Here is a 24,444-nt window from a genome sequence, read left to right as displayed (position 1 = left end):
ACTATCCTTTAAGGGCATTGTAATGATTTATTTTAAAAACTTAGCAAAGCTTAAAGCAAAATTAATATATTTTCCAAATCCAAATTCTTTTAAAATAAACAATGATATTTCTTTTAAAATATCAGGTTTTACTTCTTTAACTTCTACTTCTTTTTTAGGCATAAATTTATTCACTAATTCACTTGCCTTGCTTACAATTACTTGAGTTTTTGTAGCTTTTCTAGGTTTTTTAAAAAGTGCAAAAATTGATTTTGCAAGTTTTTTAATAAACGAAAACATTTTCCAACCTTTATTGATAATAATTTTACAAATTATAATTATTTTTGATTAATAAAGTGATATTATTTTTCATAATCTTTATTGAAATTATTTTTAAATTCATTTTTAACTTTAATTTACTAAAATAAGCGTTTTTTTAATTAAGGAAAGTATATGCAAAATAAACTAAAAGAATATGCAAAATTAGTTGGCAACACGCCTTTAGTTGAAGTTGAATATTTATATAAAAATAAAAAATCAAAAAGCTATTTTAAACTAGAATATTTTAATCCAAGTGGCTCTATTAAAGATAGAATGGCATTAGAAATTATGCAAAATGCTGTTAAAAATAATGAATTTAAAGCTGGTATGAGTATAGCCGAAGCAACTAGTGGAAATACAGGTATAGCTTTTTCTGCTTTAGGTGCTTTTATAGGTGCTAGTGTTGAGATTTTTATGCCTTGCTGGATGAGTGAAGAGCGTAAGAAAATAATTAGAAGTTACGGAGCAAAATTAAGAGAAGTTAGTGCTTGTGAGGGTGGATTTAGTGGTAGTGTAAGACTTGCTGATGAGAGTGCAAAAAATGGCAATGTATTTTTACCTCATCAATTTGAAAACGAAAGCAATGTAAAAGCCCATGAAAAAACTGCAAATGAAATTCTAAACACTCTAAAAAAACACAACCTAAAGCCAGATTGCTTTGTAGCAGGAGTTGGAACAGGTGGGACTATAATGGGAATTGGCAAGGTATTAAGACCACTTGGAGTAAAAATATGCCCATTAGAGCCTGAAGGTTGCGCTAGTATGAGTAATCCTGGAGAAAATTCAGAGCATAGAATTCAAGGCATAGGAGATGGTTTTGTGCCTGATATTGTAAAGCTAAATGAATTAGATGATATCATCATAGTAAATGATATAGATAGCGTTATAATGGCACAAAAACTAGCTAAAATCGGACTTGGAGTTGGAATTTCTAGTGGAGCTAATTTCTTAGGTTGTATTAAGGCTAAGGAGCTTTTTGGAGATTGCGTAAGCGTTAGTGTATTTGCTGATGATAATAAAAAATATCTAAGCACTGATTTAATGCTAAATATGCAAGATGAAGAAAGATTTTTAAGCAATAAAATTGAATTAATCGGATTTAAAGTATTATAAGGAGAAGATATGAAAAAATTAATTTTACTAAGCATAATTTCAAGTATTGCAATGGCAGATTGCTCTTATAAAATCAATAAATTAGAGCGTGAATTAAGCTATGCAAAACAATATGGCAATTTTAATAGAGTTAGAGGTCTAGAAAACGCTTTAGCAAATGTAAGAGCACATTGTGGTGGCGGTAGTGTTTATAATAATGATTATTACACTAGAAAAAATGAGATTAAAGACACTATTGAAAGATTAGAAGATGAAGCTGAACGTAAGATTGATAGGATTGAAGACAAGCTTGATGAATTAAATGATATGAAAAATAGTATGAGTAAAGACGAATACAAAAGAAGAAAAGCAGAATTAAAAGCTGAAAAAAATCGTATAAAAGACGAATATAAAAGACAAAAACAAGCTTTAAAAAACTCTTATAAATATTAAAAAAGCCTAATTTTTTAGGCTTTAATTCTTCAATAATTGCTTAATCGCTAAAGATGATAATAAAAGCCCCATAGAAGCAGTCATTCCCATAAAAGACCCTAGCCCAACACACATTGGCTCTTCTTCACTATAAGCCATTTTAAATTTACCCTTAAATCTGCGTTTTTTAAGCTCAAGTCTAACGGCTTTTGCTAAAGCACACATTTTGGTCTTATCCCAATTTGCAACCTTTAATTTTAAAGGGTCAATTCTTTTTGCAGCCCCACCACTGCTAATAAAACTAATGCCTTTTTCATAAGCAATTTCAGCTATATCGCATTTAGCTTTAACATCATCAATACAATCAATTATTAAATCAAATTCTTTATCTTTTAAAAACTCTAAAAAGCTTTCTTTAGTGATTAATAACTCATAGCAATTTGCCTTATAAAATTCAGCAAAAACGCTAGCCTTACTAAGTCCAATATTTTCAGAATGTAATTGTCTATTTTGATTACTAGCTTCAAAATAATCCTTATCAATTCCACTTACATTAATACCAACTCTAGCAAGTGAGCTAAAGCACATACCACCAACTCCGCCAAGCCCACAAATTAGCACTTTTTTTGAACTCAATTTATCATAATTATCTTGAAATAATAATCTAGCTCTTGCAAATCTCTCACTCATTTTCTAACCATTTCTTTACTTTTTTTAATTCTTTTTTAGCCGTTAGATTTAGCTTAATTGGAGTAATACTTGCATAACCTTGTCTTACATAATCAATATCATCATCTTTTGCTTTTACCTTGCTTAAATCATACAAGCTATCTAGCCAATAATACTCTAATCCTCTAGGGTTTTTACATATTTTACTTGAGAATTCATATCTCATTTTACCCATCTTACAAACTTTATAACCTTTATAATCACTCTCACAACTTGGATAATTTACATTTAAAAATCTTCTTTTTTTAAGTGGATTAAGCTTAAGTAATTTTAAGATTAATTTAACAGCAAGTTTACTTGAACGCTTAAAATCTATATCTTTTTCATAAAGTTGAGAAAAAGCAATCGCATTCACTCCACAAAGCACACTCTCCATACAAGCAGCCGCCGTGCCTGAATAGGTTATATCTTCAGCTAAGTTTGCTCCATTATTAATCCCACTTACTACCAAATCAGGTAATTTATCCTTAAAAATAGTGCAAAATGCAAGATTTACGCAATCACTTGGTGTGCCATCTTTTAAGGCATAATAATTTTTCTTAATTTTTACAAAACTTAGTGGATGATTTAGTGTAAGCGAATGCGCACAAGCACTCTTATTGCTCCAAGGAGCAACTACAAAAACCTCTAAATCTTTAATCTTTTTAAGTCTTTTTCTAAGTGCTAGAAGACCTGGTGCATCATATCCATCATCATTGGTTAATAATATTCTCATTTTTACCTTTTCATATCAAAATCTATAAATAATTTTATTTTTTTATCATTATTAAATAATTCTAATCTATATCTCATAGTGCTTAATAAACAAGTGCTTACTACAAACTCACTTACATAATCTCCGTTATCAAGTCTAATAAGCTCGGCATTTATAACACCCATATCCATATTAAGCCCATATAATTTAAGATTTAGATTATCGTATTTAGGTAAGCCTTTAATTATTAATTTAGTTTCTTCCATAAATCTTATCGGACGATTAATAATTTCAAAACTAATTTTTCTACCTTCGAAATCTTTTTCGCATATATCTTTATTAATAGAGCATTTAAGTGGAGTGTTTAAATAATTTTCATCAATTTTTTCATCATCACAAGCTATGAAAAATAAAGCTAAAAATATTAACACAACTCTCATTTTAAATTCCTTCTAATAGCAACTAAACTAAAAATTATTAGGATAATTACGCTAATTATTAGCCATAATGGACTTTCAAAATTGCTCTTTTCTCCTGCGTAAGAATGCTTACCTACTAAATAATAATTCACTCCAAAATAAGTCATCAAAATAACGCCAAATCCCCACATACTAAGCAGTGCATATAATAGTTTTGATTTTAATTTTAAATGCACTAAAATTGCATATATTAATATACTTATTAAAGACCAAGTCTCTTTGCTATCCCAGCCCCAGTATCTTCCCCAAGACTCATTAGCCCAAATTCCGCCTAAGAAATTCCCACAAATTAATAATAATAAGCCTAAATGATTTGCTAAATATATTTGAATATTTGCCTTATCGTAAGGTTTTTTAAATATTACGCACGATAAATAAGAAAAGCTAATTAAAGCACTTAAGCCAAAAAATCCATAAGAAGCAGCAATTAAGCTTACATGAATACTAAGATAAGGAGAATTTAAAACAGGCATTAGATTTGTAATTTGTGGATTAATATCATTAAGATGTGCTGTAAATAATGTAGCAACGCTAAACAATAAACACAAGCTAAGTAATAGATTTTTTCTAAAAACAAGTCCAGCAAAAACGGAGCTTAAAGCAATATAAATTAAACTCTCATAAGTATTAGTAAGCGGAGTAAATCCTGCTACAAAACCCCTTAATCCAATGAGAATTAAATGGATTAAAAATAGTATTAAAGTAAGATAAAAAATAATTTTAGTATTTTTATTTATCACAAATAAAGAAAGTATAAAAAGCACTAAATAAGCAAAACACAAACTATAAAAAGCATCATATTTGCTTAAAAATATTTGAGTTTTAATCTGTGCTTGGCTAGGTAAAAAATCAAACTGATTTTGCAAGTTTTTAATCTTAGATAAAATCTCATTAGCCTTGCTATAATCATTAGTTTTTTTAGCAATTACTAAAGAGCTTAAATATTCATTAATTAGCTTTTGATTATCCAAGCTTATATTATTTGCAAATGGGCTTTGCAAGTGGTTTTCATCAGGAATTATCTTAAATAATTCTGCTGTAAAAATTAAATATAAAATATTCACACTCTCATCAACTCTAATCAAATCCTTATCATAATCATTAAAATTCGCTTCTCCTTTAGCATAGGTTTTTTTAATTTCATCTTTTAATTTATAACTTGAACCATCGTAAAAATCACTAAATTTTGCTTGTTTTTCACAATTTAAAAATTCTCTTAATTTAGGATTTTTGACCCTAATTAATCTAGCTTCATTTACATAAGTTACATCAGTAATTAATCTAAATATTTCTTCACTTGCAGCGTTTTTATTAGGACAACCAATTTTATTGCATAGCTCTAGTGAAAAAGTATAAAATGGCAAAAATCTATCATTTAAATCTTGAATAATTAAAGAATTTAATTCATTTATATGAGAGTTAAAATCATTTGCTTTTAAATTTGGACTAAGAATTATTATAAAAACAACACTTAAAGCCTTAAAATATTTTCTAGTTTTTAGACTAAATAAATTTAAAAAACACCCAATAAATAATAAAGCATAGCCAATATAAGTAGGAGTTTTGCCTAAATCTTTATTAGCACTTAAAATCGTGCCTTTTAAATCTTCATCGTAAGAATGCTGAAAATACCTAATACCTTTATAATCAAGCACTTTATTCATAGCTATTTTTACATCTATTTTTTGATTATTATCTAAGATTAATAACTCACTTTCATAATCTTTTGCACTCTTGCTACCTGCATAAGTTATTAAATTAAATCGTTTTAGATAAATATCAAAATCAAGCTTTAAGCTCTCTTGCTTCCAAGAAATATCATAATCATTTATCTTAATATTATCGTTTAATGCAAGGATTAGTTTTTCTTTTGAAATTCCTGATTTAAATTCCACTCTAATCGCTTGTAAATTACCCCCACTCATACTAAGTGCGTCTTTTGAATGAACTAAATAATTTAAAGCCGAAAAAGAAAACTCATCTAGCAAATATATACCATCTTTTAATTTAAAATCACTGCTTAGAATTTGATTTAAGAATTTCATTTCTTGATTAGTATTTATATAAAACTCATTATCTTTTATATAAAAATTAACATAATTAGTGCTTGTTTTGTTAAAGCAAAAATCAATATTAGCAACACTAACGCATTCATTATAATTAATCTCAACATCACTATATCCACTATCAAAATTAAATCTTAATTTTAAATAACTAGGGTCGTTTAAATCATCACTTTTTACCTTAGTAATCCCTGCTTCATTGCTAAAATCAACAAACCTTAAACTTGCATTATCAAGTTTTATAATCTCATTTAAATTACTAGTTTTACTGATTTTATCATTGTGTTTTAAGACTAATTCAGTTTTTGTGCTTTTTATCTCATTTGCTTTATTATCAACCCTTAAATGAATAATGCCTTCAAAACCAAAAAAATGAGTTAAAACAGCACCAATAAATATAAAAATAAAAGAAATGTGAATTAAAAATAATGAAATATTTTTATAAAGTTTGTATTTAAAAATCGCATAAATCACACTTAAAAACAATAAAACCATAATCAAGTGAAAATACCAAGCATTATAAACTAAACTCATAGCATAACTTGTGCCTTTTGCACTCTCAATAAATGTAGCAACCCCACAAAAAATAGCAAAAATTAGCATATAAACTAAAGAAATCTTTAAATTTAAAAATTTATTTAAAAACATTATTATTAAAACTACTTTCTTTTAAAATCATTCTTAATTGATAAAATTTATTATCTAAACTTAAAGCTATATTTTATAATAAAAGCCTTAAAAAATAAGAAAATTAATTAAAATTATTTAATACATTTTTTCTCCTTTTTGAATTATTTAAATTATATTTTATTTTTTATATTTTTTTAAGAAAGCTTTAAATGAAATTGGATTACACTTCATTGTTGTAATTTTAATTTTAAGGAGAAAGCTATGAAACGCTTGTTAGCACTAGGTAGTGCCTGTATTATGTTATATGCTAATAATATAACACCTCAAGCTGATGGTATCGAGCCTAGAACTCTACACGATTATGTAAATCAAGAAACTGATTTTATAGAGTTCTTAAAAGACCGCCATCCTATGTTTAAATACGAAAAGGAAGGAAGATTAGTAGGAAAATATTCTATTTCTAATCGCCAAGAAGAATTCGTAGAATTCGGTGGGCATGGAAATTATGAAAAAGACACAGGTCGTTCTGCGTCAATTACATATCGTCTAGGTATGGAAAGTATTTTAGATTATCCAAATAAATTCGTAGGACCTAAAAAATGTGGTGAATGTCACCCTGCTCAATATGAAGCTTGGAATCGCTCACGCCACTCAAAAGTTATTCGTTTTCCTGATGAATTAGAAGAAGCTGGAGGAGACCCTAAAAAGCCTATGTATGGAAGCAGCGAAGCTACAATTTTACCAAAAGGTGTTGAAGCTGATGATGTATTTGTAATCGTAGGAACTCCTAGAACAAAATATGGTTTTATTGATAAATGGTTAGTTCGTGGAACTTATCACATTGAAGATGGAAAATTAGCTGATGGAACAGGTAAAATGGTTGCTGGAGGTAATCAATTCTCACGCCTTTGGGTTGAATCACTTACACCTGAAGTTGCGAAAAAAATCGCTGAATTCTCACCTGGCTTTCCTACAAAATTAGAAGATTTTGGCAAACAAACTTCAAGCGTTTGGGGAATAAACTCTTATGGTTCTACTTATAAAGAAAAAATGATGTTTCAACCTGCATCTGCATATTGTGAAGTATGCCATAGCTTTAAATTTGACTTTAAATCTAAAGAAGAATTCTTAGCAGCAATTGGAAATAAAGACGAGCTTAGAAAACACGCAATTTCTAAAGGAATTAGCTGTGAAGAATGTCACGGAGCTGGAGCTCACCTTTATGGAGCAAGGGGTGCTGGTATGCCAAGTAATTGCGAAAGATGTCATCAAAGATTTGCTTATGATAGCGAAGATGCGAAGATTGACCCAAGAAAGCCATTTAATAGTTACTTTAAATCAGCGTGTCCATCTTGTGGAACTGAAGGCTCACAAATGTATAATACTATGCACTATGATAAAGGTATGAGATGTTCAACTTGCCACGACCCACACGAAGTTACTGCAAATGATTGGAAAGACCCTTATACAAAAGTAGGACTTAAAAAAACTTGTAGTGATTGTCACGAAACTCAAGCTGAAATGTTTAAATACGGCGGAGCACACGCTAAAGATAATTGCACAGGCTGTCATATGCCAAATATGATGAGTTGTGAAAACTTTGCGAGCGTTCAAAACCCTGATAAAGGTGGATTTGACAATGTTCGTGCAAGTCATATATGGAAAATCTATGTAGATAAAGACGCAAAAACTCTAAACCCACCAGAAGGAAAACCAAGAGACCCACAAACAACTAAAGGTTGGACAATTGCTAGAAAAGATGGCAAATTCTTTGTGGATTTAATGTGGAGTTGCGGAAGAACTAGCTGGAGTGATGTAAATCTAGTAGGACCTGGGGCAAGTGGATGCCATAGTGCTGTGCAATCAACTTTACCAAAAGAATTACACTTCACAGACCAAGAGCAAATCTATGATAAAGTTATGGAATGGCAATTACCTGTTAAAGAAGGCTTTAAAAAACTAGAACTTGCAATTCGCAAAATTGATAGAGAACAAGCAAAAATGGATAATCTAAGCACAAAAACTAAATCAGAAATTATCCTACTTACAAAAGAAGCAAGAGCAATTTATGAAAAAATTGAAAAAGATGGAAGCTGGGGCGTTCATGGTCCAAAATATGCTCTAAAACTAATAAATGAAGCATTAGTTTATGTAGCACAAGCTCAAGATTTATTAGATGGTAAGAAATAATAAAAGGTTAGGAAAAATCCTAACCTTAGTGAAAGGATAAAATATGTTGCTAAGACTTATTTTTGCCATCTTTTTAAGCTTTAACCTTTTTGCATCGGAAGGCGATTTTGCAGTAGTTGAAGGAGTAATTCCTATATCTATGGCTGATGTAGAAAAAGAATTAGGTAAAAAAGATGTATATATATTTGACGCAAATACAAAAGAAGAAAGAATAAAATACGGCTATTTAAAAGGCTCTATTTTTATTAATACACCTGAATGGGTAAGTTTATTACCTAGCAATAAAGACGCTAAGATTATTTTTTATTGCTTAAATAGAATGTGCTATGCAAGCTCTGATGCTGCATTAAAAGCACAAAAACTAGGATATACAAATGTTCGTGTAATGCTAGATGGAATTGAAAGCTGGATTCTTAGTGCAAGACCTATTGAAAAAGGCGGCATAAAACCACTTGTAAAAAGCCATGATATTAATAGTTGGCACGAAGGAAATGAAGTAAGTAGTTTTAAAGATGAATTACATAAGAATTTAAGATTTGGTAATCTTCCTGCTTGTAGAGATTGTCATGGTGCTAGCGGAATTATCAATGATTTAGCAAACGATAAAGACAATGTAAATGCAAACTGCACTAGTTGTCATAAAGAAGTTAAGGCTGAATTTAGCGGAAGTGTGCATGATAAATTCACAAATCCAAGAGAAAAATCTCCATCATGTTCGGATTGCCATAATGTGCATGATAAACAACAATTAACCTCTTTAGCTGTTAAAAAACTAAGCGATGTAAAATGTGGAAGTTGCCATGAAAAAGAGCAAAAACACTATCACGAAACTTTCCACGGAAAGGCTATGGTTTTAGCAAAAGATGGTGAAAGCAAAAAAATAGCTGCTTGTTTTGATTGTCACGGGGCTCATAACATTCATAAACCAAAAGATGAAAAATCAACTTTATATGGTGAAACTAGAATAAAAACTTGTGAAAAATGCCACGAAGGAGCTAATGATAACTTTAGTGATTTTATAGCTCATGCTGACCATACTGATAAAGAGAATTTCCCTTTACTTTATTGGGCTTATGTGTTTATGACAGGACTTGTAATATCAGTATTTGCATTCTTTGGCTTACACACATTCTTGTGGAGTATAAAACTAATTTATATGAGTATTAAATATAAAGATGAGTGGCGTGCAGCAAAAGAAAAAATGCATAATGACAAGGTAAATATTAAACGCTTTAGCACCTTGCATAGAATTCAGCATTTCTTTGTAGCTTCAAGCTTTTTAGGATTAAGTTTTTCTGGCTTACCGCAAAAATTCTATACCGCTCCTTGGGCTCAAACTATGATTGATTTAATGGGCGGAATTGTAATGGCTACTAAAATACACCATTTTAGTGCGTTTATTATGATTGCAGTATTCTTAAGCCACATTGCTGAAGTAGTTTATAATTCTTGGACTAAGCGTGATGCTATTCGTGATAATAATGGAAAGCTAAGCTTTAAATTATTCTTAGCAAAATTATTTGGACCTGATAGTTTAATGCCTAGAATGCAAGATTTAAGAGATGTTGTAGCTCATTTTAAATGGTTTATTGGAAAAGGCGAAAGACCTAAGTTTGATAGATTTACTTACTGGGAAAAATTTGATTATATAGCAGTATTTTGGGGTATGTTTATCATTGGCTTTAGTGGTTTAGTATTATGGTTTCCGGTTGAATTTACGAAGATTTTACCTGGCTTTATGCTAAATCTTGCAACGCTTGTGCATTCTGATGAAGCACTTTTAGCTACAGGATTTATTTTTGCGGTGCATTTTTTCAATACTCACTTTAGAGCTGATAGATTCCCTATGGATATGGTTATCTTTAGTGGAGAACTAACTGAAGAAGAATTAAAGCACGATAGACCTGAATGGTATGCAAGGCTTAAAGCTAGTGGAAAATTAGACGAACTTAAAAATGAGAGCAATTCTTTTGCTAAGTATTTTTATTTTGCAAGAGTTGTTGGATTTTTAATGCTATTTACTGGACTAATTTTTCTGTTCTTAATAATTTATGCCTTTGCTGATATGTTGATAGGATAAGAGTATGAAAAATAAAGATGCTAATATGATTTTAAGTTTTACGGCATCAAGTTTAATTGCTGCAGCACTAATTCTTAGTGCTTGCGGCAATGAAGCTAAAGAGCCTGAAGCTGTGGTTAAAGACTTTGTGCTTTTATGTGAAGCTGGGAAAATGAGTGATGCTGCTAAATTACTTGCTAGTAAAAATAATGTGGATTATTTTAAGAAGTTTCAAGATAAAGGTAAGGATATGATTTTTATAGATTATGATTATAAAGGTAATGATGATACTATAGAAATGAACTTTACTAAAAAGAACAAAAGTAGCGAAATAGCAATAGTTCAAGTAGATACAAACTACAAAATCCAGCAACATAAATTCAGTAAAGATGTGATTTTACACAACGAAAATGGCGAGTGGAAAATCTATGAATACCCAAGCTTATATCCTGTAAAGGTCAAATAAGTCTAGTTAACTAGACTTATTTAAATTCTTTTTAATTGCTTTTAAAATTACTTGAAAAAATGAAAATATCAAAATAAAAATATCAAAAAAACAATCATTTATATTATCAATGCCTAAGATAAAAGATATTGCTAAAGATAGCAAAAATAAAATTGATAGAATTTGATTTAGCAAATACGAAATTATAAAAATTACAAAAATTATTAAATAATTTAAAAAACCATTTTCATAATAAATATCAAAAGCAATAATATTTAAAAATGATAGAAAAAATAAAAGATTGATAACAAAAATATAAACATAAGCCCTAAAATCAAGCAATTTGCCTTGATTAAAAATTATTAATAGCAAAATTAAAACACTAAAAATACTAAGATTAGAAAATATACTATAAGTATAATCATTCAAACTCAAACCATTAAATATAGATATATTTGTCAAAAAAATTATCGCTAAATATATAAAAATTTTCTTCTTAATTGTAAGTTTTTGAAAAATACTTGCAAAAATTGATAAATAAAGTAAAGTATAAATAAAGTGCATTTTTAATCCTTTTTGTTAAATAAAAATTGTTTGTATTGAATAAAATCACGATTATGTGTGTATGTAATATGAGCTTTATTATCGCTAATAAATAAACTTGCGTAGCTCATTTCTTTACCTTTATCAATATCTAAAATCCTATGAAAATCATTATAATCTTTCATAATAGCAAGGCTTAAAGTATTTCTTGAGCCATCTTTATCACTATTAAAAAGCAAGAAAATATCATTATTTACTTTGAATAAATTAATAGAATTATCATAATTTTTTAGATTTGTTTTTGTTAAATCATTGCAATTTAAAAGATTATCACAAGTCATAGTATAAAAATCATAATTAGCACTTTTGCTAGACCTAAAAGCAAATAAAGCTAGTTTATCATTAATAGCAACGACACTTGGCTGAAATAAATCTTTAGCATTAGTGAGTTTTTTGATTTTTAAAAGTTCGCCTGAATTATTAAATACTAAAGCTAAAGGATATTTATTGGCTAATTCGTGATAAATCGGGAGTAAAAAGCCAAATTCTTTACCTAAATTAATATAAATAGCATTAGCTCTTACAAGATTACTAATATTTGCAAAAGGGCTTAAATGAAGGACTTTTTGGAATTTAAAATCAATAGTATCAATACTGCTAATATAATGATATATTTTGCTATTTGCCCAGCCGCCAAAACTAACTCCTACAACAAATAAATGGATTTTATTATCTGTTTTGACTAAGGTTGGATTTCCGATTTTTTTAATATATTCTTTGCTATCTTTCATAAGCTTTTCTCTAGTAATTAATGCAAAAGGCTCTAAATAATTTGTGCCTTGATAAATACTCGCATAAATTGCTACATCTTTTGCACCTTCTTTAGAACCTGCAAAAAATACGCTAAGCAAATAATCATTATTAAGAGATATTGTGCTTGAAGAATGTGCTGATAATACACCTTGTTTCATTGGTATAGAAATGCTTTTTAGTTCTTGGATTGTTTGGGTTTTGTGGTTGGTTGATTTGGTTAAATAAGTAAAATTTATATCTTTGTTATTTAATAAATACCCCCCCCCATAAAAATAAACTAAATAAAAATAATGTGAGTTTTTTCATCTTTGTCCTTTGTGGTTTTTTAAATCATAACTAACATTTATAAATTAATAATTTTGAAGTTTTATTTTTTCTGAAATTAAATCATTGAACCATTCAATATTTTTTTGTATATCTACTTTTCCATTTGTTATTTTTGCAATTAATTCATAATTTTTAGTGTTATCATAAACCAAAATCTCATCACACAACGGCATAATTTTTAAAAGATTTTGCATACTTTCGTAATATCTTTTATCTATTAAATGTGGTTCTATATCATGTCCACCTTTACTAACTCGTATTTTTACACGCTCTTTTGCTGTTTGTGGGCTATCAAGCCCTACAAAGCGTAAATTTATTTTGTAATTATTCTCTTTTAATTCATCAAATAGATTTAATATAGATTTTCCACAAAGTGTAGTTTCTTGATTGAAATTAAGTTTATCATCTATATAAACTTTACGCATTGTTATAGCTATTCTTGAAGCACGAACTTGAGTTTGTCTATCTCTATAGTCTCCAATACTTTGAGCTATTTCATCTACATTTATACGATAGCCTAAATTTATTCCTTTTTCTAGTGTTAAAAAATATAAAGTGGTTTTTCCTGCACCATTTACACCAGCAAAAATAGTAACTATAGGTTGATTTATCATAAATTTTCCTTATATAGATTTTAAGTAATTATAATAAAAATTAAATAATTTTATTAATATAAAAAACTAAAAATATTTTATATTTATTTATATCTTTTTATAAATTTTTAAAAACAATTGCTAACCCAAATACTTAGAATTTAAAAAAAATCAAATTAAATTCCAAATCCAAAAAAATATCAAAAATAATAATTTATACCTATTTTAAATGTTTCGTTTTTGTGAAAATATTTTTGAAATTCAGCAAAAATCGCAGTGTTTTTATAAATCTTAAAATGAGTTTTGATACTTAAAATATCTTCTAATAAGCCGTGCTTATAAAAATTCTTATGATAACTTAAACTAAGCTTATTTGCTTTATAAGATAGGCTTGTAATTATTTGATTATTAAAGCTCAAACCGTCTTTATAAGCTCTAAAACCACTTAAAAATGATAATAAAAAATACTCATTAACAAAACTAATCCCACCTAAAAGCTCCATATTTGCTAATTTATCATCTAATACATCATCATAAGCTAGTTTAAACAAAAAACTTGGCTTATGATTTATATAGTTAAAATCACTTAAACTTGCAAGTCTTAGCAGGACAAACTCATCTAATTTAGGCTTTTTATCATAATTAATAGTAGTGCTTAAAAATTCTATCCCGATACCTTTATCAAAACCCAAATCATCTTCATAAATATCGTGCAAGGCTGGTCTAATTGATAATAAAGCTTTCTTTTTTGTATCATAAGCAAATGATATTTTGCTAGGATAATTAGCCTTAATTATGCTTTCTTTTGGAGTTTTTAAAGGAAGCTTTGCTATTTTGCTTTGAGATAAATTACTAGATATTTTATGAGTTATTTTTTTGTATTCATCTACACTAAGCTCATTTTTACTAGCATAATACTGACTAAGCTCGTTCGCTAAGGCTAAAATAGAATAATCATAATTTGGCTCAATTTTACCTAAAGCTATATTTTTTGCTAGATTTATCTCATCAAAACTCAAATCTTTTGCTTGATTTAAAATGGTATTTAACTTTGATGCTCTATAGTGATAATCGCTAATTAGATTAATATCGTTGATTTTTTGTATAGTATTGCTTGGGATTACGCTATAAATAAATTTATTTCTTAATTTAATATCAGGATTTGCATTCTCAAGTAACCACAAAATATTATAAGAGCAATTTTTATCAAAAAACAAATAAACCGAACTACTATCCTTAATCTCCCATAAATGCAAAATCAGTCTATTTACTTCTTCTTCATTTAATTTTAAATCATACTCGTAAAGGTCTCTATTTTCGCTATCTTTGTATGTTTTTAACATATCATAATAAGGCTTTAAAGAATACTTGCCAATGTATCCGCCAAACAAACCTTTAAAGGCAAACATTAAGCCATTTTCATCTTTTTCATCAACATCAGCAGCATAATTAATAGCGTAAGATAAAAGCCTTGAATTGTAATTAGAATTAATTAGCAAAAATGTATGCCCAAACATTGAAGCTGGGGAATTTAAATAAGCAGCTGGAAAAACTATGCTAATTGATTTAGGGCTAATATATTCTAAGAAATTATTCAAATCAGAACAATTTAAATCCTGATTTTTAGTAAGTTTTAGAGATTTTTCTATGTATTTTGCCCTTAAAGGAAACTTGCAAATAAAGTGCAAATTATCATTATCATTGCTAAAAGTTATAGCAGAATCTTTTTGATTTAACTCTTCTTTTTTGCCTAAATATATTTCTTTTTTTAAAAAATACATATATAAATTAAGCTCAAATTCTGATTTTAAATTCCTTTGATTTGAATAAAAAAATTCTTTATTAATTATCTCGCTTTTGTTGTTTGTAAAGTGAAGGAGATTTTTCCATTCTATTGTGTTAAAAACTTGTTTTTGATTAGCTTGTTGAATAATTTCTAAAAACTCATCTTTAGAAATACTTAATTTAGAAAAATCAAGATTTAATAATTCATTATCTTGTGCCTTTGCAAAAATACAAAAGCACAATAAAAATAAAAACTTTTTCAATTATAAAGCAGAAGCTCTATCTAAAACTTGAGCACCTACAACATTGCTTGAATTGTAAATAGCTAAGTAATTTGCTCTTAAATTAGCTTTAAATAAATCAGCGTCTTTTACTTCTAAAAGTTCAGCTAAAGTATCTAAATGCTCGCCCATTCCTAAAGCAGCTTCATTTGATAAAGCGTCAAGATTTGCATTTACGAAATTAATTGCTTTTTCATTATGAACTAATCTTGTTTCTTGGCAATTTAGTGTTCCTGTAGTAATACCAAAAGTTTGATTACCTGAAGTTCCGTTTGTAGTAGCTTGTAAAGCATACATAATTGCTGAATCAGGGTTTTTAATAATTATAGTTCCAAGTCCGCAACCTGTTTGAGTATTTGCACCTGCAAATAAAGAAGTGCTAATCGCACCAACAACTACCAATGAAGAAAGTAATTTTCTCATTATAACTCCTTTTAAAGTATTAAAAAAACAAATTATAAAACTATATATTAACAATGAGTATGAATGGTGCGCCCGAAGGAATTCGAATCCCTGACCTTTTGAACCGCAATCAAATGCTCTATCCAGCTGAGCTACGAGCGCATAAAATAAGTTTTTGAAATAAAGTGGCGGACAGAGAGGGATTTGAACCCTCGAGCCCCGATTAAGAGCTGCACCCTTAGCAGGGGTGTGGTTTCAGCCACTCACCCATCTGTCCAATAAGTAAAACGCATATTATATATTTTAAAAATTAGATTTAGCTTAAATTATTCCAAAAGTTGTAATTTTTCATCACATAAATTTTTCCAATCACCACTTTTGCATTCTTTTAAAGTTTCTTTTGCTTTTTCAAATTCTTTATTTTTAATTAGCATACTAGCTTCTAAATATTTTGCATTGCTGTATTCTTCTTCGCTTAATTTTAATTTATATAAATCTATAAATATTTCTTTAGCTTCTTTTATATTATTTTTATTAATTAAAGCATTTAAAGTAATTAACTCTATCTTAGGACTATATAAATTAATACCTAAATAATTTTGTATATTAATTGCTTTTTTACCATAAGTAATAGCTGAAATATCAAGATTATTGTTTTTAAAGTAATTCAAAAATTCGTCATAAACTTCAACCAATCTTAATCCATTACCGTATTTTTCAAGCTGTTTTAATGAAAAAATAGCATCGTTGTATTTGTTTTGCTTAATTAATGATAATGATAAATAATAATATATCTCAAAATATTCTGGTTTTTTAATATTAAATCGTTTATTTAAAATAGATTTGATTATATTTTCTACATCTTTATACTGCTTATTTAAATATAAAAGTTTTGCTTGTTTAATTTTATAAAACACCAAATCTTCATTTTCAAACTTAATTGCAAAATCTAAAGCTAATTTATTTTCTTTTTTTCTCTCTAGGCACTCTAAATATTTCATTTTATTAATGACTTTTTCATCACTTATAAAATTATTATTTTTTATGTATCCTAAAACTTCATCGCAATCATCATCATCTAATGCAATATTTAATAAATTAATCAAGCTACTATCATATAAAGAAATTAGCTCTTCATTTTCACTATCTTTTATTTTCTTTTCTAGTTTTAAAATCTTTTCATAATCTTTTTCTTTATACAATAATTTAACTTCTTCATAAAGAGCTCTTTTTGATATGTTATTATCATATTTAGCCATTAAAAAATTATAATATTCGTGCAATTTAAAGCTATCTTGTTCATCTTTTTCAAAATATAAACTATCAATAGTTTCATCAATAATATTCATATATTCGCCATTAGGAAATAGCTTTTTATATTCATTTAAATATTCATCAGCCTTTTTATAATCATTATTTTTAGCTAAAGAAACCCCTAAATTTTTTAATACCCTTTCATAATAAGGGTCTAATTTATTTGAATTTTTAAATAAAAACTCATAAATAGGAGCACTAATATCATACATTTTTTCCTTGAAAAAATCATCAGCTAAACCCAATGTTTTATCCTTATCTTCTAATAAATATTGCTCATTTGCATTAAAGACTTTTAATACAAATTCCTTAGCTTCCTTTGCTTTATTATGACTAATATTGATTTTTGCTAAAGATATTGCAGCTTTACTAGCCAAAATCGCATCATCTGAACTAAATAAAATATTATTATAAATAATAGTAGCAGCATCTCTTTTGCCATGAGATAGTAAAAAATCAGCATAGTTTAAACTTGCCAATTTTGTGTAATAAGAATTTGGGTGCTCGTTATTTAAAATATCTATAAAATATTCAGCATCACTTCTTTGTTCTAATTTTAAATAAGTTTTTACCATCATTTGCAATATTTCAGTGTAATTCTCATCACTTGGAAAAACCCTTACATAATCTTTTGCACTTGAAATAATTTCTTCACTTAAAGTGGTATTTTCATTTAGCAAATTAAACATAGCTCTAATTCTATACAAATAAAACTCGCTTATAAAAATACTATTTTTATATTTTTCTAAAGACATATTGCATAAATCTAATAGCTCTTTATATTGCTTATTATCGTAATATTTTTTAATACTCAAATAAGAATTAATATCACTATTATCGCTAATATTTACAGGATTTTGGTCTAAATCAAGTCCTTCTATAAAAGGAGTTTGTAAATCAGGAAAAATCACATCAAAATCAAGTCCATTAGGACTTAACACTCCTTGAGTATATGGAAAAAATATAAAAGTAAAATTTTTAGAAACTTTTTTGCTAGATGCAAAAACCACATTAGTATCATATAATTTTTGCTCGCTATCAACAATACTAACATTTGTTTTAGGGTAAATATATATATCTAAAGTATCTTTTGAATTTTTAAATTCTAATTTGAATAAGGTTAAATCTTGATTTGATAATAACCTTGATTTACCCTTCACACTACATTTAAAATAAGGTTTTAAATTCTCATCTTGTAATTTATCACAAGTTATATCAGTATTGTTTTTAATATGTAAAACTGATATATTTTTATTTATTTCCTTGCCAGAGTTTATATATAGTTCAAAAGAATATAAATAAACGCAAAAGCAAAGAAATAATATTTTTTTCATTATTTAATATAATCTAATCCAACGCTTGCAACAAAAGAAGCAATAACTGCTAAAATTAAAACTATTTTTTGAGCGTTATTAAAATATAAAAATCCTATTTCTTTATCTGCAAAAATTGCTTTTATAAATCTTAAATAAGCAAATAGCATAATAATTGAGCTAAGTGCCATACAAATTGCTGCATAAGTATTAACATTTAAAGCTATATTAATTACACCAACCTTAGCAAAAAACACACCAAATGGTGGCAATGCTGCAAGATTTAACAATAATACAACAATACAAATTCCTAATAAAGGATATTTCTTAAACACCCCTTTTAAATTCTCATAATTTGTGTCTTTAAACGCACCTAAAAACATAAATAATGCGATATTTACAAATGCAAATGTTAAAAAATAATATAAAAACATTTGGCTTGATAAATGAAAAAATGCAAGGGTTGAATAAGCAAACGATGAATGTGAAACAGAGCTATATACTAACATTGATTTTGCATTATCTTGCTTTAATGACATAACACTAGCAAAAAGCATAGAAGCACAAGCAATAATTAAAATAATCTCACTTACATTGAAGAAATTTTCAAATGAAATCATAAATCTATATGCAAATACCATCATAGCTATTTTTGGAACTATTGAAATAAATCCAGCTAAACTTGAATCAGCCTTTAAATACACATCTTTAAGCCACATATGAAGCGGTGCTACTGATAATTTAAATAATATTGTAATTCCTATCATAACAAAGGCTAAAATACTAGCCGTGCTAATTGTAGCTAATGAGTTTAGTTCTAAACTTGCACTATCAAAATAATACATTGCAGAACCCATAGCAAAAAATGCTGAGCCTAGCATTCCGTAATTAAAGTATTTAATAGCACCTTCAATTGCTTTTTTCTTAAACGCTATTAAGCTATAAAGTGCTAAAGAAGAGCCTTCAAGAGTTATAAAAGCTACTATTAAATTATTAGTGCTTACCATAAAATTTAAACAAGCTATCATCATTAAAAATAATGCAAAAAACTCACCTTCATCAGCTCTTTTATTAGCAAGTAGAAAATAAATAGCTGATAGATTGATTAATATACTTGAATATTTTGCTAAATTATCAAATATAAATAAATCAAAAAAACTCTCATCATAAGGGCAATTAAATTGGCAAATAATAGCAATTATTAAAGCCACAATACTAAGCCCTTTTAAAGCTTTTAAATCAAATTTATAAAATAAATTAGCAACCAATATAAAACAAGCAAAAACTATCAAAGCAAGTTCAGGTAAAATAAGTAATACATTTAAATCAAGTTGCATTCTATCTCCTTATACCGCAAAGTTGATATAATCTAAAATTATATTAGGATTTACTCCAAATACAATTATAATCAAAGCTATGAAAGATAAAATTATTATCTTAGATAAACTAACCTTTATGTCTTTAGCTTCATTTTCTTTACTTAAAAAGCTATTTCTAAACATATTTAACATATAAACAGCTCCAAGTATCACAACTAAAGTAGCAAAAACTCCAGCCATCTTACTAGCTGCAAATACTCCATAAAGAACCAAAAACTCACCTGCAAAGCTTATAGTAAGTGGTAAAGAAATTGATGAAAATAATAAAACTCCAAAAATAAATGTCAAATAAGGCATATGTTTAGCTAAGCCCTTTAACTCACTTAGATTATAAGTTTTGTAATTATCTTTTAAAATTTCAGCGTAAAAAAACATTGCCCCACTTACAATAGCATGAGCTACCATATAAACAACAGCTCCACTTAAAGCAATTGGATGCATAGAAAAAATACCTAAACAAATAATTCCTAAGTGTGATATTGAACTCATTGCACTTAATTCTTTATAATTTTTCGCATTGCTTGCTAGAAGTGCTGCATAAATTGCTGAAATTATACATAATGTATAAATTATCCCACTAAATTCATTAATGCTAACAGCAAATAAAGGAAGGCAAAACTTAATCATTCCAAAAGGCGCCATTTTAAAACTTGCAAGCATTACAGAAACAAAATTAGGTGCTTTTGAATAAGTTTTAATAGCCCAACTATGAAATGGAAAAATAGGAGCTTTTATAGCAAATGCTAAGAAAAATCCTATAAATAATAAAGTATTTTCAATAGGACTTAAATTTGTAGTTGAGAAATAACTAATATCAAAATTTAAAATCGCATCATTAACTCTTGCATTATAAGCTAGATAAATCATAGCAAGTAGCATAAAAATTGAGCCTAAAAATGCAAATACAAAAAATGACCTAGCTAGTTTTGCTTCATTGTTTTTAACCATTAAATATAAAAGTGGAAATAATGAAACTTCCCAAAAAATATAAAATAATAAAGCATCATTTGCTAAAAATAAACCATTCATACAAGCACTTAAAATCATAGCACTTATTAAAAAGTCTTTTGTTTGTTTAGAAAAAAAGCACATTGACAAAAATAGCATTAAATTTGCAACAAAAGCTAAAGTAAATGCTATCTCATCAGCTTTTAAATTAATCCCAAAATTAAAAGCTTTTATTAAAGTATAATTAAATGTATGAATTTCATCAATTATCACATAATAATTAAGGCATAAAATTATAAAAGAAAATAAAATTCCGCTAATTTTAGAAGCCTTATCATTTATAAAATATGCACTAACCCCAAAAATTAAAGGTAAAAATATCAATAAACTAAGCATATATCACCACCATTGTTAAAAGTAAAAACACACAAAATGCACAAATAAACACAATGTGAAGAGTTAAGTTATTGTTTTTGTTCTCACAAGAAACAAGACTTAAAAGCTTTTTAGGACATTCAAAAATAAATGAATATAGACCTTCTTCAAATCCTGTTAATACTTTAGCTAAACATTTATAAGGTTGTATGAAAATAATCTCATATAATTTAGGTATGTAATATTCATTTTCTAAAAGCTTTTTATATTTACAATTGCAAGTTTCTTTTGCACCATTTTTATAAACTACTATAGCTAAAACAATTCCTACTATAGCAACCACTAAAGAAATAGCAATTAATACATAATTATGGTGTAATTCTTGCATAGGAATTCTGATAAATTCAAAGAATTTACTATCCCAAAAACCTGCAATAATTGCTAATATTGCTAAAGGTAGCATTGCAATTAATGCTATAGGTTTTGCTTCGTGTGGATGGATTGTGTGATTTTTTGGAGCAAAAAATACCATCATTAATAGTCTAAAACTATAAAACGCTGTTAAAAACGCTGTAAATAATAAAACAGAATATAAGCCAAAATGCTCTGTTACAAATGCAAAATCTAAAATCTTATCTTTTGAGAAAAATCCTGCGAATGGATAAATACCACTTAAAGCTAAACTTGCAATTATCATTAAAACTGCTGTAACTTTCATAGGTTTATATAATTTACCCATTTTATAAATGTTTAATTCATCGTGCATTGCGTGCATAATATTTCCAGCACCTAAGAATAATAATGCTTTAAAAAATGCGTGAGTTACTAAATGAAATAATGCTATTTTATAAGCTCCTAAACCACAAGCTACGAACATATATCCAAGTTGAGAAAGTGTAGAAAATGCCACAATTCTTTTTAAATCTTTTGCAGCAATTGCCATTGAAGCAGCAAATAAAGCTACAAAAGCACCTAAACAAGCTATAAAATAACTTACATTTGGAACTTGCGAAAATAAATCGTGAGAGCGAATTACCAAATAAACACCAGCAGTTACCATCGTAGCAGCGTGGATTAATGCTGAAACTGGTGTTGGACCTGCCATCGCATTTGCTAGCCAAGTATGGAATGGAAATTGAGCTGATTTACCCATAGCACCAACAAATAATAAAGCAGCAATTAAAGTTAATAAATTAGGATTTAACATTTCGTGAAAGCTTAATATAGCAAATACTTCTTTATAACTTAAAGTTCCGAAATTAAAATATATTAAAAATATTCCTAAAAGCATTGCAAAATCGCTTATTCTATTCATAATAAAAGCTTCATTTGCTGCTAATGAGAATTTTTCATTTTGATACCAAAAGCCGATTAATAACCAAGAGCATAGACCAACGCCTTCCCATCCAACAAATAATAATAAGAAATTATCGCTCATTACTAAAATTAACATACAAAATACGAATAAACCTAAAAATGCAAAGAATTTATTAAAACCTTCATCGTGTTCCATATAATAAATACTATAAAAATGCACACAAGTAGCAACTAATGTTACAACGCACATCATAGTAAGGCTAACAGAATCTATTAAAAAGCCGAAATTAACATTTAAAATTCCTATCCAATGACCCAAACTAATATACAAATTCTTATCTGCTAAATAATATAAAGATATAAAAGCAAAAATACAAGCTAAAAGCATTAAATAAGAACAAAAATAACCTATTACTTTATTTTTTGGAGAAAAAGAATAAATTCCTGCAAAAATTGCACTTAATAATGGTAAAAATAAAACACATAATAAACTCATTTGCACTCTCCAAAATCTAGACTTTTATCGCGTCTATATTTAATCACACAAAAGCTAAGCCCAATAGCTACTTCGCAAGCTGCTATTGCCATAATAAAAATAGCAAAAACTTGCCCATCTAAAGCATTGTGCATTTTTGAAATTGCTACAAAAGCTAAATTTGCAGCATTTAACATTATTTCAGTAGATATAAAAAACATTATTAAATTCTGTCTTTTTAATACTCCTACTAAACCAATCAAAAACAATACAATTGATAATAATAAATAATTCATTGTTCTTCCTTTATCTTCTTTGCTACTAGCACAATAGCTGCTATTATTACCATTAGTAAAACCACTGCAACTATCTCAAAAGCTAAAAGGTATTTTGTAAATAAAATAATCCCTAAACTACGAGTATTTTCAAGCTCTTCGCTAACCAATAAACTTGATTGAGATAAATTTAACTTAAATCCTAAAGTCATAATTATCATAAGAACACTCGCTAAAATACTTAAACTAAAAAAAGTTTTTTTATGTTTTAGCTTTTCTTTTAATTCTTTGCTTAAATCAAAAAACATCATAGCAAAACTATAAAGCCCTAAAACAGCCCCACTATATACTATAATTTGAGCAGCACCCAAAAACTCTGCTCCTAATAAAAAATAATGAGCGCTTAAAAATACCATTCCACAAGCAAGAGAGCTAAGAGAATATAAAATATTTTTAGAACTTACCGCAATTATAAAAAATCCCGCAACTAAAGCAGCGAAAATATAAAATATAATTAACTCAAACATCTTTTGCCTCTTTATTCGTTTTATCTTCTTTTGTATCGCTAGAATTTGAAATTGAAGCTTCACTTTCTCTTGCTTTCATTACATCATAATAATTTGGTGTAACTTTTACAAAATCATCAGCATCAGCTCTTAAACTTCCAGCACCTTCAAATTCAACTTGATTAATTAGATTATCAATTGGAGTTAATATATCTTTTTTATGTGCAAAATATGACCTTTGCTCTGCTGCATTTTCATATTCAACACCATGCACGATAGCAAGTTCAGGACAAACTTCAGCACAAAATCCACAATAAATACAACGACCAAGATTAATAGAATAATTACTTACTAATTTTCTACCATCATCGCCTAATTTTGTCTCCATTCTAATACAATTTGAAATACAAATTTTTTCACACAACCCACAACCAATACAGCGTTCATTTTCGCTTTCAATAAATCTTTGCAATCTATGCACAGCACGATAACGATTATCTAATTTGATTTTTTCCATTGGATATTTAATAGTTGCTGAATTACCCCTTTTTAAGGTTTCATTAATTATAAATGCTAAACCGCTGATTAAATCAGTATTTAAACATCTTTTAACACTTCTTATAAATTTTTCATAAGGAGTAAGAATTAATTTTCTTTTTTCATCTACTACATAATACTTTTTCAT

Annotated in this window: 22 protein-coding genes and 2 tRNA genes; 5 read left to right on the top strand and 19 right to left on the bottom strand. The window is 27.7% G+C overall.

Annotation, left to right across the window (positions count from 1 at the left end; translation table 11 throughout):
- Positions 1-27: 27 nt before the first annotated feature.
- Positions 28-279, bottom strand: a complete 252-nt coding sequence (locus AVBRAN12647_RS05180; protein ID WP_214117457.1) for a hypothetical protein — start codon at positions 277-279, stop codon at positions 28-30.
- A gap of 153 nt (positions 280-432) precedes the next feature.
- Here AVBRAN12647_RS05180 and AVBRAN12647_RS05175 point away from each other — a divergent pair, with 153 nt between their 5' ends.
- Together AVBRAN12647_RS05175 and AVBRAN12647_RS05170 are read left to right on the top strand one after the other, a co-directional pair.
- Entirely contained in the window at positions 433-1,413 is a 981-nt protein-coding gene (locus tag AVBRAN12647_RS05175; protein WP_214119760.1) for a PLP-dependent cysteine synthase family protein, read from the top strand.
- A 9-nt stretch (positions 1,414-1,422) separates the two neighbouring features.
- On the top strand, positions 1,423-1,845 hold the full coding sequence (locus AVBRAN12647_RS05170) for a DUF1090 family protein (protein WP_214117459.1): 423 nt from the start codon (positions 1,423-1,425) through the stop codon (positions 1,843-1,845).
- A gap of 21 nt (positions 1,846-1,866) precedes the next feature.
- Here the strand turns inward: AVBRAN12647_RS05170 and AVBRAN12647_RS05165 are convergent, their stop codons facing one another.
- The 4 genes from AVBRAN12647_RS05165 to ccsA are packed head-to-tail and all read right to left on the bottom strand — an operon-like array spanning position 1,867 to position 6,437.
- Positions 1,867-2,514 carry a tRNA threonylcarbamoyladenosine dehydratase gene (locus AVBRAN12647_RS05165; RefSeq protein ID WP_214117460.1) on the bottom strand — a complete coding sequence of 216 codons (648 nt, stop codon included), beginning with the start codon at positions 2,512-2,514 and terminating at the stop codon, positions 1,867-1,869.
- Positions 2,507-3,268 (bottom strand): 5'/3'-nucleotidase SurE, encoded by a 762-nt coding sequence (gene surE / locus AVBRAN12647_RS05160; RefSeq protein WP_214117461.1) that lies wholly within the window; start codon positions 3,266-3,268, stop codon positions 2,507-2,509. The genes AVBRAN12647_RS05165 and surE overlap by 8 nt, the downstream gene beginning before the upstream one ends.
- 2 nt (positions 3,269-3,270) lie before the next feature.
- Complete coding sequence (locus AVBRAN12647_RS05155) at positions 3,271-3,687, bottom strand: hypothetical protein (protein ID WP_336614792.1); 417 nt, start codon at positions 3,685-3,687, stop codon at positions 3,271-3,273.
- Positions 3,684-6,437: a cytochrome c biogenesis protein gene (gene ccsA / locus AVBRAN12647_RS05150; RefSeq protein ID WP_336614791.1), complete on the bottom strand. Its 2,754-nt coding sequence runs from the start codon at positions 6,435-6,437 to the stop codon at positions 3,684-3,686. Before ccsA ends, AVBRAN12647_RS05155 begins: the two co-directional genes overlap by 4 nt.
- 243 nt (positions 6,438-6,680) lie before the next feature.
- On the opposite strand from ccsA, the gene AVBRAN12647_RS05145 reads away from it, so the two are divergent.
- The 3 genes from AVBRAN12647_RS05145 to AVBRAN12647_RS05135 are packed head-to-tail and all read left to right on the top strand — an operon-like array spanning position 6,681 to position 11,134.
- On the top strand, positions 6,681-8,609 hold the full coding sequence (locus tag AVBRAN12647_RS05145; RefSeq protein WP_442862275.1) for a multiheme c-type cytochrome: 1,929 nt from the start codon (positions 6,681-6,683) through the stop codon (positions 8,607-8,609).
- A gap of 43 nt (positions 8,610-8,652) precedes the next feature.
- Positions 8,653-10,689, top strand: a complete 2,037-nt coding sequence (locus tag AVBRAN12647_RS05140; RefSeq protein ID WP_214117465.1) for a rhodanese-like domain-containing protein — start codon at positions 8,653-8,655, stop codon at positions 10,687-10,689.
- Positions 10,690-10,693: 4 nt separating this feature from the next.
- Complete coding sequence (locus tag AVBRAN12647_RS05135; protein WP_214117466.1) at positions 10,694-11,134, top strand: DUF4878 domain-containing protein; 441 nt, start codon at positions 10,694-10,696, stop codon at positions 11,132-11,134.
- 6 nt (positions 11,135-11,140) lie between these two features.
- On the opposite strand, the gene AVBRAN12647_RS05130 is transcribed toward AVBRAN12647_RS05135, so the two are convergent.
- The 14 genes from AVBRAN12647_RS05130 to nuoI form a co-directional block, all read right to left on the bottom strand.
- On the bottom strand, positions 11,141-11,677 hold the full coding sequence (locus AVBRAN12647_RS05130; protein ID WP_239803324.1) for a hypothetical protein: 537 nt from the start codon (positions 11,675-11,677) through the stop codon (positions 11,141-11,143).
- Between the two features lie 2 nt (positions 11,678-11,679).
- Complete coding sequence (locus AVBRAN12647_RS05125) at positions 11,680-12,627, bottom strand: sialidase family protein (protein WP_336614790.1); 948 nt, start codon at positions 12,625-12,627, stop codon at positions 11,680-11,682.
- Between the two features lie 192 nt (positions 12,628-12,819).
- Positions 12,820-13,410 carry a zeta toxin family protein gene (locus tag AVBRAN12647_RS05120; protein WP_214117469.1) on the bottom strand — a complete coding sequence of 197 codons (591 nt, stop codon included), beginning with the start codon at positions 13,408-13,410 and terminating at the stop codon, positions 12,820-12,822.
- Positions 13,411-13,589: 179 nt separating this feature from the next.
- Positions 13,590-15,437 carry an Lnb N-terminal periplasmic domain-containing protein gene (locus tag AVBRAN12647_RS05115; RefSeq protein WP_336614789.1) on the bottom strand — a complete coding sequence of 616 codons (1,848 nt, stop codon included), beginning with the start codon at positions 15,435-15,437 and terminating at the stop codon, positions 13,590-13,592.
- Positions 15,438-15,878: a DUF3015 family protein gene (locus tag AVBRAN12647_RS05110; protein WP_214119749.1), complete on the bottom strand. Its 441-nt coding sequence runs from the start codon at positions 15,876-15,878 to the stop codon at positions 15,438-15,440.
- Positions 15,879-15,942: 64 nt separating this feature from the next.
- Positions 15,943-16,019 (bottom strand) — tRNA-Arg (locus AVBRAN12647_RS05105).
- A 24-nt stretch (positions 16,020-16,043) separates the two neighbouring features.
- Positions 16,044-16,134: transfer RNA gene (locus tag AVBRAN12647_RS05100), tRNA-Ser, on the bottom strand.
- Positions 16,135-16,183: 49 nt separating this feature from the next.
- Entirely contained in the window at positions 16,184-18,505 is a 2,322-nt protein-coding gene (locus tag AVBRAN12647_RS05095; RefSeq protein WP_336608514.1) for a tetratricopeptide repeat protein, read from the bottom strand.
- The gene (locus AVBRAN12647_RS05090) at positions 18,505-19,821 is read right to left on the bottom strand and encodes an NADH-quinone oxidoreductase subunit N (protein ID WP_336614788.1); all 1,317 of its coding nucleotides are present in this window, start codon (positions 19,819-19,821) and stop codon (positions 18,505-18,507) included. The genes AVBRAN12647_RS05095 and AVBRAN12647_RS05090 overlap by 1 nt, the downstream gene beginning before the upstream one ends.
- 9 nt (positions 19,822-19,830) lie before the next feature.
- Entirely contained in the window at positions 19,831-21,207 is a 1,377-nt protein-coding gene (locus AVBRAN12647_RS05085) for a complex I subunit 4 family protein (protein ID WP_214117474.1), read from the bottom strand.
- Positions 21,200-23,005: an NADH-quinone oxidoreductase subunit L gene (gene nuoL / locus AVBRAN12647_RS05080; RefSeq protein ID WP_442862226.1), complete on the bottom strand. Its 1,806-nt coding sequence runs from the start codon at positions 23,003-23,005 to the stop codon at positions 21,200-21,202. The genes AVBRAN12647_RS05085 and nuoL overlap by 8 nt, the downstream gene beginning before the upstream one ends.
- Positions 22,996-23,274: an NADH-quinone oxidoreductase subunit NuoK gene (gene nuoK / locus AVBRAN12647_RS05075; RefSeq protein WP_214117476.1), complete on the bottom strand. Its 279-nt coding sequence runs from the start codon at positions 23,272-23,274 to the stop codon at positions 22,996-22,998. Before nuoK ends, nuoL begins: the two co-directional genes overlap by 10 nt.
- Entirely contained in the window at positions 23,271-23,780 is a 510-nt protein-coding gene (locus tag AVBRAN12647_RS05070) for an NADH-quinone oxidoreductase subunit J (protein ID WP_214117477.1), read from the bottom strand. The genes nuoK and AVBRAN12647_RS05070 overlap by 4 nt, the downstream gene beginning before the upstream one ends.
- Positions 23,773-24,444 carry an NADH-quinone oxidoreductase subunit NuoI gene (gene nuoI, locus AVBRAN12647_RS05065; RefSeq protein ID WP_214117478.1) on the bottom strand — a complete coding sequence of 224 codons (672 nt, stop codon included), beginning with the start codon at positions 24,442-24,444 and terminating at the stop codon, positions 23,773-23,775. Before nuoI ends, AVBRAN12647_RS05070 begins: the two co-directional genes overlap by 8 nt.

It is taken from the genome of Campylobacter sp. RM12647 (genome assembly GCF_020138135.1).
Taxonomy (GTDB): domain Bacteria; phylum Campylobacterota; class Campylobacteria; order Campylobacterales; family Campylobacteraceae; genus Campylobacter_E.
Note: the sequence above shows the minus strand (reverse complement) of the source record. Positions and strands in the feature narration are given on the sequence as shown.